Origin of the sequence: Streptomyces sp. PA03-6a (assembly GCF_033792765.1) — a bacterium.
Lineage (GTDB): Bacteria > Actinomycetota > Actinomycetes > Streptomycetales > Streptomycetaceae > Actinacidiphila.
Genome location: NZ_JARAVK010000257.1, coordinates 1 through 12,697, shown reverse-complemented (window position 1 = coordinate 12,697; position 12,697 = coordinate 1). Strand labels below are relative to the sequence as shown.

Sequence of the window (12,697 nt, the reverse complement as noted above, 5' to 3'; positions counted from 1 at the left end):
CCTGACCCCGTGGCCCCCTGACCGCCGCGCCCCTGACCTCGGGTCGTCGGCGCCCTGGAAACTGATGGCCCGTCATGGCAGTGTCACCCCATGACGGAACCCCTCCCCCTCGCCGGACGCACGGCGCTGGTCACCGGCGCGTCCGGCGGGATCGGGCTGGCCGTCGCCGCGGAACTGGCCGCCGCGGGCGCGCGCGTCCTGCTGACCGCCCGCGACCCGGTCCGGCTGGAGGCGGCGGCCGGGCGGCTGCGCGCCGCCGGGCACACCGTGGCCAGCCTGGCCGGGACGGTCGCCGACCCCGGCCACCTCGCGCAGTGCGTGGCGCTCGCGGTGCGCGCGCTCGGCGGCCTGGACGTCCTGGTCAACAACGCCGCCACCAACCTCCCGTACGGGCCGCTCGTGGAGGCCGACCCGGACCGGTGGCGGGCCGCGTTCGCGGTCAACGTCGAGGCGCCCCTGCGGCTGACCCAGCTGGCGTGGCGGGCCTGGATGCGCGAGCACGGCGGCGCGGTGGTCAACGTCTGCACCGAGGGGGCCGGGCACGTCGGACCGAACGTCGGTGCCTACGGCACCAGCAAGGCGGCGCTGCTGCACCTGACGGCGCAGCTCGCGGGCGAACTCGGCCCGGCGGTGCGGGTCAACGCGGTCTCCCCCGGCCTGGTGCGCACCGAGATGGCGCGCTTCGTGTGGCAGGACGCCGAGCGCGCGATCGCCGCCGGGCTGCCGATGGGACGGATCGGCGAACCCGGCGACGTGGCCCGGGCCGTGCGCTGGCTCGCCTCCGACGAGGCGGCCTGGATCACCGGCGCCGAGCTGGTGGTGGACGGCGGGACACGGGTCCGTGCCGCCCGCACCGGCGGCACGGGCGGCGTGGGCGGCACGGAGCGGTCGGGCGCCGGCGGCGGTGCCGCCGACGCCGTACGGGAGCGGCTGCTCGGCAGCCGGCCCGCTCCGGAGGGTCAGAACTGCACGTCGGAGCAGGCGTAGAAGGCGTTGCCGGTGTCCGCCACGGACCAGACGGCCAGGATGATGTGCCGTCCGGTCCTGCTGGGCATGGTGCCCTGGTGGGTGACGGTGGCGGGCGGCCGGGCGCCGTTGTAGTTGACGGTCAGGAACGGTGTCAGGGTCAGCGCGGAGCGGGTGAGCGGCCGGCTGGGGTCGAAGCCCTGCTTGGTGATGTAGTACGTGAAGTCGCTGGTGGCGTGCGAGGCGGTGAACTGCCAGCGGAAGCTGTAGTTCTGACCGGACGTCACCTTCGTGGTGGGCCAGCCGGTGCCGCCGCGCGGGTTGTCGAGCTGGGCGAACCGGCTGTTGCCGCCGGCACAGAGGGTGCCGTCGGACGGGCCGGAGGACGGGAAGCCCTTGGGGCCCTCGACGCTCTGCGGCTCCCACTGGATGTCGCCGCAGTTGGTCACGGTGCCGTTGGCGCAGAGCTTCTGACGGCTGATGGGGGCGTCGGTGTAGCCGTGGCTCCAGGCGCTGCCGGTGCCGAGCACGGACAGCCCGACGAGGCCCAGGCCGACGACGGCGGCGCCGAATTTCCTGTGCATGCTTCGCTCCTCGGAGAACGTGGGGGAGTTCTGAGAGCAGTGCGCAGCCCGCAGGCACTAGGTCTAGACCAACAGCGAAGGTACTCCCATGAGTTGGTCATGTCTAGACCAAAACCAAAGGGAAAGCCCCGGCCAGGACGGGGGGATCTGGCCGGGGCAGCTGGGGGTTCGCCGCGGACGCTCCTGGGTCCGCCGGGCGATCTGAAACTAGTTTAACAGTGAAAGAGGAGTGCTCCGTGCCACTCAAACTTGTCAACGTTGTGGTGTCCCGCACAGGCGTGGGTCCAGCACCCGTTGCAGCCGGTACGCCACCGGCCGGAAGCCCACCTGCGGCCAGTGCGCCGCCGACACCGGCGAAAGCGCCGGCCAGCTGGCCGTGATGTGCCGGTAGCCGCTGTCGTACGCCCACGCCAGCGCCGTCGCGAGCAGCACCCGGCTGATGCCCTCGCCCCGCGCGGCCTGGGTCACGTACGCCTCGGCCAGTTCCACGCACCCGTCGGGCACGACGGGGCCCGGCGCCGCCGGTGTCAGCACCACCATGCCGATCTCCTCGCCCCTGCGGGCGGCGACCCACGCCCCGCAGCGCGCATCGGCCAGGGCGGGTGCGTAGTGCGTCCGCAGCCTCGCCAACGCCCCCTCGGGCTGCGGCCGGAACACCGCCGTCCCGCGGTCCGCGCGTGCCGCCTCCACCGCCATCCGCCCGATCCGGTCCAGGTCGCCGGGCCCCGCGCGGCGCACCGACAGCGCGTCCACACCGCGCGGCTGCCGCCCGCGCGGGCGCACCGCCATCAGGCCCCGCACCCGCTCCAGACCGAAGCCGGTGCGGAACCAGGCCGAGGCGACCGCCTCGTCGGCGGGCAGGTCCACGTAGTGCACCGGCCGGCGCTCCGCGACCAGGCGCGCGGCCACCGCCGCGTACATCCCGCGCAGCACGTCCTCCCGCACCCCGTCCCGGCCGCCGCGCAGCGCGTGCCCTCCGTACGAGACCAGCGCGGAGCGCGGATGGGCGCGCAAGCCCGCCCGGTCGTCCTCCGCGAGGTCGAGCGGGGTCGCGGCGAGGTAGCCGGTGAGCGCCCCGTCACCGCCCCGGGCGAGGACGGCCTCCACGCCCGGCTCGGCCAGGATCTTGCCCAGCAGCTCCTCACCCGGCGGCGGCGCGGTGGTCCGGCCGGACTGGTGGGGCAGCGCCTTGCGGGCCCTGGCGTGCCAGCGGTCGAGGAGGGCCGCTGCCTCGGGGACGTGCTCGGTGGTCAGCGGAGCGATGGCGACAGTCATGGTGGTCCGCGACGCTAACGGTCACGGCGGTACGGCGGCAAGGGCCGCCGGGTCACCCGGTCCAGGCCGGGTGCCGCGGGTCGTCGGTGTGCACCAGGACGTCCGCGGTCTCCCCGGGCGCCGTCTCCTGCTCGTAGCGGGCGTACGCCGGGAGCGTCCAGCGTTCTTCCTCCGGTGTGCGGCGGGCCAGGGCCGCCCCCGACATCCGCAGGTGGACGCAGAGGTCGAAGGGGAAGCCGTAGCCCTGCAGGAGCGCGCCCTCCAGCAACAGCACTCCCCCGGGCGGGAGTTCCTCGTACCCGGCCCGCGTCGCACGGTCGGTCACCGGGTCCCGCAACGAGGGCAGCACCCGCCCGGTGCCTCCGGGCGCGATCGGGTCGAAGACCTCCCGCCACAGGGCCCCGGTGTCCAGCCAGCGCTCGTAGTAGGCGTCAAAGTCGTGGCGCCCCGTTTCGTAGCGCTGCGAGGCGGGCCGCCAGAAGGTCTGCGCCGGCACCCGGACGACCGGCCGGCCCCTGAGCCGCAGCGCCTGCGCCAGCGCCTCCCCCAGCACGTCCGGGCGTGTGGCCGGGGCCCCGTCGACCGCGACCCTGGGACGCTCGCCGCCGTCGTCGGGCTTCAGCTCCAGCACGCGGTCCACGACGGCCTCGGTCAGCCGTTCCCAGGTCACAGGCGTCAGTCGCACGCCCCCATACTGCCGGTCGAGGTCCCCGCCCGCGCAGGCGGCCCGTGTTCACTCCTCGCCGGGCACCCCGCGCGGCTCGCAGGGCACCCGCAGGTCGACGGTCGTGCCCTCGCCCGGGGCGCTGCGCACGGCGAGCCGGGCGTCGATGAGCTCGGCGCGCTCACGCATCGCGGACAGGCCCATGCCCCGGGTCTGCGGCGACGGCGGCTCCGCGGCGCGGAAGGTGCCGCGGCCCGCGGCGGTCGCCGCGGCCATGCCGTGCCCGTTGTCGGTGATCGTCACGTGCACGGAGCGCTGGTCGCTCTCCAGGCTGACCACGACGCGGGTCGGCTCGGCGTGCTTCACGGCGTTGGTGATCGCCTCCTGGACGATCCGGTACATCTGCGCCTGCGTCTCGGCGGTGAGCAGGCCGCCGACGGTGTCCGCGTGCGCGCCGAGCCGCAGCTCGGTGCGGATGCCGTACGTCTCGAAGGAGCGCCGGCACAGCGCCTGCAGCGCCGGGCGCAGCCCCAGCTCGTCCAGCACCACAGGGCGCAGGTCGACGATCAGGTGCCGCAGCGAGGCGATCTGGTTGCCGACGAGGCCGCGTGCCTGGTCGATGGCCTCCCGCATGGCCTCCGGCCGCCCGTCCGCGGCGGCGGTGGACAGCACCACCTGGACCGCCCCCAGTTCCTGCAGGGTGTCGTCGTGCAGCTCACGCGCCCAGCGGCGGCGCTCGCGCTCCTCGCCGTCGTGCCGGGCCCTGACGCGCTCGCGGCGCAGCCTCGCGTCCCGGCGCGCCGAGGAACGGACGGCGAAGAGCGCGTAGGCGACCAGCAGCAGCGGCAGCACGTGCAGGACGTTCAGCGAGGGCTGCTGGGCGACGCGGACCGTCCCGGCCACCGTCAGCATGAGCGCGAAGGCGATGGCCACCACCAGCCACAGCCGCTGCCGCGGTGCCACCAGGGGGGTGAGCAGCACGTAACAGACGGCCGCCGCGAGGGCGAGGACGAGTTCCCAGCCCTGCGAGCGGTCGGTGACCTCCATGACGGTCGCCGCCGCGAGGAGGCCGGTGCCCAGCCCCTCCAGGGCCAGGCGCGTCCCGGTCCTTCCAGGGCCGGACGGCGTCATGCCACCAGCCCGCGCTCTCTGGCCGCGGCGATCAACTCTGCCCGGCTGTCCTTGCCGAGCTTGTCCCGCAGCCGTGACCGGTGGGTCTCCACCGTCCGTACGGAGACGAACAGGCGCCGGGCGATCTCCTGGTTGGTGTGCCCCAGCGCCAGCAGGGTCAGCACCTGGGCCTCCCGGTCGGTGAGCGGCTCCTCGTGATGCCGTTCCGCCAGGTCCAGGTCCTCGACCGCCAGCCGCGCCCCCAGCGAGGGCTGCACATAGGTGGCGCCACCGGCGACCTGGTGGGCGGCGGCGAGCAGTTCCTCGGCGGCGGCCTCCTTCAGCAGGTAGCCGGCCGCCCCCGTGCGCAGCGCCTCGCGGGCGAACGCCGGGTCCTCCTGCATGGTCAGCACCAGGATGCGCGTCCTGGGCGACTCGGTCAGCAGTGCCGGGATCGTCGGCAGGCTGGACCTGCCCGACATGGTCAGGTCCAGGACGAGCACCCTCGGGTGGTGGCGCCGGACGGCTTCCAGGGTCTCCGGAACGGTGGACGTCTCGGCGACGATCTCGAAGGCCGGGTCGGCGGCCATCAGCAGCCGCATGCCCGCGCGCACCACCAGGTGGTCGTCGGCGAGTACGACCGAGATGGCCGGGTGCGGCTGCCTGCCGTCGGGGCGGCTGAGGACGTCCATAGCACACACGTTAGATCGGGCGCGCGCGGCGGGCAGCCCGCGCCGCCGGTGTTGCGGGAAACCCGCAGTCACGTCTGCGGGGAATCGCAGATGACCTCTGCGGATCGACGGGGATGCGTTCGCCCGGCCGGAGGGGCAACCTCGAAAGCGGAAGACAAGTGCTTGAAATGCCTACCAAACAGTCCGCCGACCCCGACCTCACCCGAGGCGACCGTCATGCTCTGTGCCACCCTCCCGCCCCAGGCCGACCCTGTGGACCGGCCGTGGTCCTACGACGCAGCCCAGCAGCTCGTGGATTCAGCCGTGCCGACCGTGGCCGACTTCGCCGCCGTCGAGGTCTCGGACGCCACCGTCTCGGAGCAGGCCGCCATCTCCGGACTGCCCGCCACCGGACTCACCTTCCGCCGGGGGGCCTTCCGGGCGGCCCGGGGCACCGCGGTCCCGCGCGCCTACGAGGTCGGCGACGTCAGCAGCCTGCCGCCCAGGACTCCGTACCACGCGTCGCTGACCGACCTGCGGCCGCACCTGGTGATGAACCTCCGCCCGCAGACGGGGTGGCTCGCCCGCGACCCGGTGCGCGCCCCCCTGCTGCGGATCACCGGCACGCACTCCCTGCTCGTGATGCCGCTGGACGTCGGCGGTGTCGTCCTGGGGGTCGCGGCCTTCTACCGGACGACGGGCTCCCCCGCCTTCTCCCGGGCCGACCTGATGGCGGCCGGTCGTCTGGCCCACAGGGCCGCCCGGTTGCTGGACGGTGCCCGCCGGCGCCTGGTCCAGAACGCCGCCGGACGGATCCTGCAGCAGGCCCTGCTGGCGCCGCAGGGCCCGCGGGTCAACGCGATCGAGGACCCCCGGGGGCACCTGCCGCCGGCCGCGGCCCCGGGGGCCTGGGTGGACGTCATCCCGCTGCCCAGCGCCCGGGTGGCCCTGGTGACCGGTTCGGTACGCGGGCAGGGCGTCCCCGCGGCGACGGCGATGAGCCAGCTCAAGGCCGCGGTCCGGGCGCTGATCCTGCTCGACATGAGCCCGGGCGAGGTCATCTCCCGGCTCCACCGGCCCACCGCGACCCCCGTCGCCGACGAGGCCGACCGGTGCCTGATCGTCGTCTACGACCCGGTGGCCTGCCGCTGCACCGTGGCGTGCGGCGGCTACCCCGCCCAAGCGCTGCCCGCCACGCCCCTGGAGGCGGCGGAGGAAGAGGAGGAGGACGCTCCCGTGCCCGGCGAGCCGGAGGTCACCGAGTGCGACGTGCCGCCCGGCAGCGTGCTGCTGCTGAGCTGCGGCACGGACGGGCTCCCCGTCGGCTCGGAGGGCGCCGGCCAGGTCACCGGGCTGCGAGTGCTGCCCGCCGGCGGCCAGGAGATCACCGACCCGGCGACGGTGCTGGACGGCGTCCTGCGCACCGCGGCACCCGGCTCGGAGCCGGTGCTCCTCGCCGCCCGCACCCGCGCCCTGGACGCCGGCGACGTCGCCACCCGCGAGGTGTCCAACGACCCCGCGGCGGTGGCGGAGGCACGGGCCTGGACGGACCGGCTGCTGGCGGACTGGAAGCTCCCGGAACTGTCCTTCACCACCACGCTGGTCGTCAGCGAACTCGTCACCAACGCCATCCGGTACTCCACGGGCCCGATCCGGCTGCGGATCATCCGCGACCGGGTCCTGGTCTGCGAGGTGTCGGACTCCTGCAGCGCCGCCCCGCACCCGCGCCACGCGGCGCCCAGCGACCAGGACGGCCGGGGGCTGTCCATCGTCGCCCAGCTCACCGACGCCCAGGGCACCCGCTACACGGAGACGGGCAAGACGGTCTGGGCGGAGCAGGTGATCACCCCGCCGGTCGCCGCGTAGACCCGGCCGGGGCCGGGCCCACGCGACATCGGGTGTCGGCCGGCGTCAGTCGGCCGGGTTCTCCGAGCGGTCGCCGCCCCAGAGCGTGTGGAAGGAGCCGGGCTTGTCGACCCGCTTGTAGGTGTGGGCCCCGAAGAAGTCGCGCTGCCCCTGGATGAGCGCGGCGGGCAGCCGCTCCGCCCGCAGGGCGTCGTAGTACGCCAGCGCCGCGGAGAACCCCGGTGCGGGCACGCCGAGTTGTGCCGCCGTGGAGACGACCCGCCGCCATGCCGCCTGCGCGTTGCCGAGGGCCTCGGCGAAGTGCGCGTCGGTCAGCAGGGTGGGACGGCCCGGCTCGGAGTCGAACGCCTCCTTGATGCGGTTGAGGAAGCGCGCCCGGATGATGCAGCCGCCGCGCCAGATCGTCGCCATTGAGCCCGCGTCGATGTCCCAGCCGAACTCGTTGCTGCCCGCCTGGATCAGGTTGAACCCCTGGGCGTAGGCGACGATCTTGGAGGCGTACAGCGCCTGCTCGACGTCGTCCGCGAAGCGGTCGCCCGCAGCGCTGTCCAGCCAGGTCTCCGCCGGTCCGGGCAGCCCGCGCGAGGCGGCCCTCAGCTCCGCGCTGCCGGACAGCGACCGTGCGAAGACCGCCTCGGCGATGCCGGAGACGGGGACGCCGAACTCCAGGGCGTTCTGCACCGTCCAGCTGCCGGTGCCCTTCTGGCCGGCCTGGTCCAGCACCACGTCGACGAACGGCTTGCCGGTGTCGGCGTCCGTGTGGGCCAGCACCTCCGCGGTGATCTCGACGAGGTACGACTCCAGGCGGCCGGAGTTCCAGGTGCGGAAGATCTCCGCGATCTCGCCCGGCCGCTTGCCCGCGGCGTGCCGCAGCAGGTCGTAGGCCTCGGCGATGAGCTGCATGTCGGAGTACTCGATGCCGTTGTGGACCATCTTGACGAAGTGCCCGGCACCGTCCGGGCCCACGTGGGTGCAGCACGGCACCCCGTCGACCTTGGCGGCGATGTCCTCGAGGATCGGGCCGAGCGACTCGTACGACTCCACGGAGCCGCCCGGCATGATCGAGGGACCGTTGAGGGCGCCCTCCTCGCCGCCGGAGATCCCGGTGCCGACGAAGTGCAGACCCTGTTCGCGCAGCGCCTTCTCCCGGCGCCGGGTGTCGCGGTAGTCGGCGTTGCCGCCGTCGACGACCATGTCGCCGGGCTCCAGCAGCGGCACCAGCTCGTCGATCACGGCGTCGGTGGGGGCACCGGCCTTGACCATGATGATGATGCGCCGGGGCCGTTCGAGTGAGTCGACGAACTCCTTGAGGGACTCCGCCGGATGGAACTCGCCCTCGCCGCCGAACTCCTCCACGAGGGAGCGCGTCCTGGCCGGGGTGCGGTTGTACAGGGCCACCGGGTGGCCGTGCCGCGCGAGGTTCCGGGCCAGGTTGCGGCCCATGACCGCGAGTCCGGTGACGCCGATGCGGGCCTGCTCCGCCATCTGCGGTTCCTCTCTGTGCTGTGGTGCGGGGGGCACGTACGGCGTCCAGCCTGTCAGCGAACCGGCCGGGCGGCCGGGATTCCAGCGGATCCGTCAGCTGCCCGTGCCGATCCGGCCCTGACCTGCTACACGGGCCACCGCACGGCGCAGCCCCCTGGCCGGCGGCGCGGGAACGGCTCCGACGACCTCGGCCGCCGGTGCCCGGGCCTGGGCCGCCCTGAGCGGTCCCACCGCCGCGGGTGGTGGTGGCGGAGGCGGCAGCAGGGGCGGCGCCACGGGGTGGTCGCCGAGGGCCTCGCGCAGCCGGCGCGCGTCCTCCGGGAGGTCGCGGCGCCAGGCCCAGCCCAGGAAGGGGCTCAGCAGCAGCATGCCGCCGCCGAGCTGGCAGGTGACCTGGAGCTGGACGAACGCGCCCCGCGAGTGCGGCAGCATCCGGAACGCGAACTCGGGCGTCTGGGTGCCCAGCGGGCTCCACATCCGCCGGCCGCGGTAGGCGATCCGCCGGCAGGGCTGGTAGACCGAGCACTCCAGCCGGTGCTCCCGGTGGCGGCCCGGATAGTGGTAACGGTAGACGGCCCGCTCGCCGGGGGGTACGGCGTCCGCCGCCACGGCGGCGATACCGGAGTTCCACGACGCGAGGTTGCGGGCGTCGGCAAGGAAGGTGAAGACCTCTTCCACGGTACGGGTGACGATCACGCTCGTAGACACCGTCGGCATCGCAGACCTCCCCGGTGCCGGCGCGGCCAGCATGTGAGCAGAGTGGCTTCTTGGCTCCTCACCGACAGCCTGCGTCCAATCGGGCGGTGTGTCGTGGCGGGTGAGCCGTCCGGGTGAATCCAGGGTGCGTGACCGGCGCGAACGGTATGCCGGCGGACCCTCACCGTCAGTGCCCGAGGGGCTCCGAACCGCTCCTGCGGTCGCGGAATTCGCACCACACTGCCTTGCCCGAACCGTGCGGCTCCACACCCCACGCGTCGGCGAGCCGGTCGACCAGCAGCAGACCGCGCCCGGACACCTCGCCGTCGCCGGGGCGGCGACGGCGCGGCCAGTTCGCCGCGAGGTCGTGCACCTCGATGCGCAGCCGCCGGGTGGCGTCCGGCATGGCGTGGGCCAGGGACGCGTCGGGAAGCATGCGCAGGGTGAGCAGGGCGCCGCCGTCGGTGTGCACCAGCGCATTGGTGATCAGCTCGCCGGCGGCGAGTTCGGCCTCGTCCACCCGGTCGCTCAGGCCCCAGCCCGCCATGGCGTCACGGACCGTGGCCCGGGCCTCGGACAGGGCCTTGGGGTCGCCGGGGGCGATGTGCCGGTGCAGCCGGTGCGGCGGGTGCGGGGAGGCGTCGCTGTCGCGCCGGAGCAGCAGCAGGGCCATGTCGTCGTCGGTGGCCTGCTCGCCCATGACGGCAGTGAGGTGGTCGGCGAGGTCCCCGACCTCGCGCGGGCCTTCGCCCAGCGCCCCGGACAGCCGCCGCACCCCGTCGTCGAGGTCGGCGCCGGGCCGCTCGACGAGTCCGTCACTGAACATCAGGAGGGTGTCGCCGGGACCGAGTTCGGCGGGGGTGACCGGGTAGTCCGGCCTGCCGAACTGGGCGGACAGGCCCAGCGGCAGTCCGCCCGCGGTGGGCAGCACGCTCACGGTGCCGTCGGACTGCCGGACCAGCGGGTCGATGTGGCCCGCCCGCACCAGCAGGGCGGACCCGGTGGCCGGGTCGACCTGCGCGTACAGGCAGGTGGCGAACCGGTCGGTGTCGAGCTCGTACAGGAAGGCCGAGGCCCGCGCCATGACGCTGGCGGGCGGGTGGCCCTCGCCGGCGTAGGCCCGCAAGGCGATCCGCAACTGGCCCATGACGGCCGTGGCGTGGGTGTCGTGGCCCTGGACGTCGCCGATGATGACGGCGACCCGGCCGCCGGGCATCGCCACGACGTCGTACCAGTCGCCGCCGATGTCCCGGGCCAGCCGCGCGGAGCGGTAGCGCACCGCTATCTCGGTGCCGGGGATGCGCGGGATGGTGCGGGGCAGCATCGCGGTCTGCAGACCCTGCGCGATGTCGTGCTCCTGGTCGAAGAGGATGGCGCGCTGCAGGCTCTGCGCGATGCTGCCGCTGAGCGCGATCAGCAGGTGGCGCTCCTGCGGGGAGAAACCCTGCTTGTGCCGGTAGAGCAGGCCCAGGGCGCCGATGGGCTGGCCCTGGGCGATCAGCGGGAGGTACGCGGCGGCGGAGGCGCCGAGCGGCTCGATGTGCGGCCACAACTTGGGGTAGCGCCGGGCGAACTCCTCGCCGGAGGTGATGAAGCGCGGGACGAGGGTCCGTACCACCTCGCTCATCGGGAACTCGTCCTCGATCCGGGTGTACTGCAGCGACGGCACCCAACTGCTGGCCTTGGCGTCGCTCACCACGTGGACCCGGCCGGCCTCGACCTGGCCGAGGAAGAGGCTGGCTATGCCGAGCCGGTCCATCCTGGGGTTCCCGGTGAGGGCCGCGGTCACGTCGCGCACGGTCACGGCCCGGGCCAGCGACGCGGTGACCTCCATGACCAGGTTGCTCTCGGTCGGGTGCTCCTCGTCCGCGCGCAGGCACTCCGCCGCCTGGGCGAGTTCGTCGGTGGCGTCGCTGACGATGCCGATCACCCGGTTCGCCCGGCCGGTGCCGTCGCGGACGATGCGGCCCTGGAAACGGATCCAGCCACGGCGGCCGTCGCGCCGGGTGAGCCGGCTGAAGGCGCGGAAGGAGGAGTGGCCCTCGCCGAGGGCCTGGGTGATCGTCCGGTTGACGTCGCCGGCCTCGTCCGGCGCCAGCCGGGAGAACAGCGCCTTCGGGTCGCCGTCGAAGTCCTGCGGGCGCAGGTCGACGGTCCGCAGGGCGTGTTCGTCGAGGTGCATGCGGTCGCGGTCGAGGTCCCAGTCGAAGCCGCCGACGTCGTTGAGCGACATGTGGGCGGCGGCGGGAGCCGGCCAGGCGACCGTCGCGGGCGCAGGGGGCACCCACTCCCGAGACTCAGCCATCACGCCCTCCGGACCTGCTCCCCGCTGCGTCGAGCCGCACCGGAACGGTGACAGCGTACCCATAGTCCGGTAGGGGGACATGCTACAGACGGGACCTGTGGGAGAGCCGGGTTTCCGCCGGTTCCGGGAACGCTCCCGGCGGCCGCCCGGCCCCCCTCCGCCGTCCGCCGGACGGCTCAGCGGGCCGCCGGCGGCGCGTACTTGTAGCCGACCCGGCGCACGGTGACGATGCTGCCGCGGTGTTCGGGGCCGAGCTTGCGGCGCAGCCGGGCGATGTGGACGTCGACGGTGCGTCCGTCCCCGACGTGGCCGTACCCCCAGACCGTGGTGACGAGCTGGTCGCGGGTGTGCACGCGGTGCGGGTGCGCCACCAGGTGGGCGAGCAGCTCGAACTCCAGGTAGGTGAGGTCGAGTGCGCGGCCGCGCACCTGGGCGACGCGGCGCTCGCCGTCGACGGTGACCGGCAGGTCGGCGGATGCCGGGGACGGGGGCACCGGCTGCCCCTCGACGGGGACGAGGACGAGGTAGCCGACCATCGGCGGATCGCCGACGCCCGCGGGCATCAGGTGGCCGGGGGCGGGCAGCCAGGTCGCGCCGGGCGGGAGGAAGTCCGGCACCGGCGGGACGTCGCCGGAGCGGACGGCGCGCAGGTGCTGACGGTTCACGGCGGGCAGGTGCAAGGACTGGGTGCTGGAGGACATGGAGGTCTCGGCTCTCGCGCGAAGGGTCGTGGGACGACGTATTGCGCGGGACCGCCGGGAGGCCGGCAGCGGGCGGCGACCGGGGGACGGCGTCAGCTGTGGGCCGGGGTCCGCGCGGGGACCGCGCGACAACACTCCCGGTCGAACTGGTACTCCTGCCTGGACGGCCAGAACGGCTCGAGGTCGCTGCGACCTGTCGCGGTGTCAGTGAGGCTGGCCATGGCACCCATTGAACCAGACGCGACGCCCACCGGGACAGCGGTGGCTCACTTCACGGCTCTGACCAGGCACCTTATAACAACCTTACGCTGCCACCAAAAAGGCCCGGGAGCACTCGGGGGGCTCCAGGACATGAAAAAAAAAAAAAAAAAAAA

At 74.0% G+C, this 12,697-nt stretch carries 11 protein-coding genes; 2 read left to right on the top strand and 9 right to left on the bottom strand.

What is annotated here, in order from left to right:
* The first annotated feature begins 90 nt into the window (after positions 1 to 90).
* Positions 91 to 987: an SDR family oxidoreductase gene (locus tag PV350_RS38360; RefSeq protein WP_499510315.1), complete on the top strand. Its 897-nt coding sequence runs from the start codon at positions 91 to 93 to the stop codon at positions 985 to 987.
* Here the strand turns inward: PV350_RS38360 and PV350_RS38355 are convergent.
* The 5 genes from PV350_RS38355 to PV350_RS38335 form a co-directional block, all read right to left on the bottom strand.
* Positions 960 to 1,550 (bottom strand): lytic polysaccharide monooxygenase auxiliary activity family 9 protein, encoded by a 591-nt coding sequence (locus PV350_RS38355; RefSeq protein WP_499510316.1) that lies wholly within the window; start codon positions 1,548 to 1,550, stop codon positions 960 to 962. The genes PV350_RS38360 and PV350_RS38355 overlap by 28 nt on opposite strands.
* 252 nt (positions 1,551 to 1,802) lie before the next feature.
* Positions 1,803 to 2,825, bottom strand: a complete 1,023-nt coding sequence (locus tag PV350_RS38350; protein ID WP_499510317.1) for a GNAT family N-acetyltransferase — start codon at positions 2,823 to 2,825, stop codon at positions 1,803 to 1,805.
* 52 nt (positions 2,826 to 2,877) lie between these two features.
* The gene (locus PV350_RS38345; protein WP_499510318.1) at positions 2,878 to 3,510 is read right to left on the bottom strand and encodes a nucleoside/nucleotide kinase family protein; all 633 of its coding nucleotides are present in this window, start codon (positions 3,508 to 3,510) and stop codon (positions 2,878 to 2,880) included.
* Between the two features lie 48 nt (positions 3,511 to 3,558).
* On the bottom strand, positions 3,559 to 4,620 hold the full coding sequence (locus PV350_RS38340) for a sensor histidine kinase (protein ID WP_499510319.1): 1,062 nt from the start codon (positions 4,618 to 4,620) through the stop codon (positions 3,559 to 3,561).
* The gene (locus PV350_RS38335; RefSeq protein ID WP_499510320.1) at positions 4,617 to 5,291 is read right to left on the bottom strand and encodes a response regulator; all 675 of its coding nucleotides are present in this window, start codon (positions 5,289 to 5,291) and stop codon (positions 4,617 to 4,619) included. Before PV350_RS38335 ends, PV350_RS38340 begins: the two co-directional genes overlap by 4 nt.
* 216 nt (positions 5,292 to 5,507) lie before the next feature.
* Here PV350_RS38335 and PV350_RS38330 point away from each other — a divergent pair, with 216 nt between their 5' ends.
* On the top strand, positions 5,508 to 7,136 hold the full coding sequence (locus tag PV350_RS38330) for an ATP-binding SpoIIE family protein phosphatase (protein ID WP_499510321.1): 1,629 nt from the start codon (positions 5,508 to 5,510) through the stop codon (positions 7,134 to 7,136).
* 45 nt (positions 7,137 to 7,181) lie between these two features.
* On the opposite strand, the gene gnd is transcribed toward PV350_RS38330, so the two are convergent.
* The 4 genes from gnd to PV350_RS38310 all read right to left on the bottom strand — a co-directional run bounded on the left by gnd (position 7,182) and on the right by PV350_RS38310 (position 12,323).
* On the bottom strand, positions 7,182 to 8,621 hold the full coding sequence (gnd, locus tag PV350_RS38325) for an NADP(+)-dependent, decarboxylating phosphogluconate dehydrogenase (protein ID WP_499510322.1): 1,440 nt from the start codon (positions 8,619 to 8,621) through the stop codon (positions 7,182 to 7,184).
* A 93-nt stretch (positions 8,622 to 8,714) separates the two neighbouring features.
* Positions 8,715 to 9,338: an SRPBCC family protein gene (locus PV350_RS38320; RefSeq protein ID WP_500338073.1), complete on the bottom strand. Its 624-nt coding sequence runs from the start codon at positions 9,336 to 9,338 to the stop codon at positions 8,715 to 8,717.
* A gap of 166 nt (positions 9,339 to 9,504) precedes the next feature.
* Positions 9,505 to 11,622: an ATP-binding SpoIIE family protein phosphatase gene (locus PV350_RS38315; RefSeq protein ID WP_499510324.1), complete on the bottom strand. Its 2,118-nt coding sequence runs from the start codon at positions 11,620 to 11,622 to the stop codon at positions 9,505 to 9,507.
* Between the two features lie 176 nt (positions 11,623 to 11,798).
* Positions 11,799 to 12,323: a winged helix-turn-helix domain-containing protein gene (locus PV350_RS38310; RefSeq protein WP_500338072.1), complete on the bottom strand. Its 525-nt coding sequence runs from the start codon at positions 12,321 to 12,323 to the stop codon at positions 11,799 to 11,801.
* Between the last annotated feature and the right edge of the window lie 374 nt (positions 12,324 to 12,697).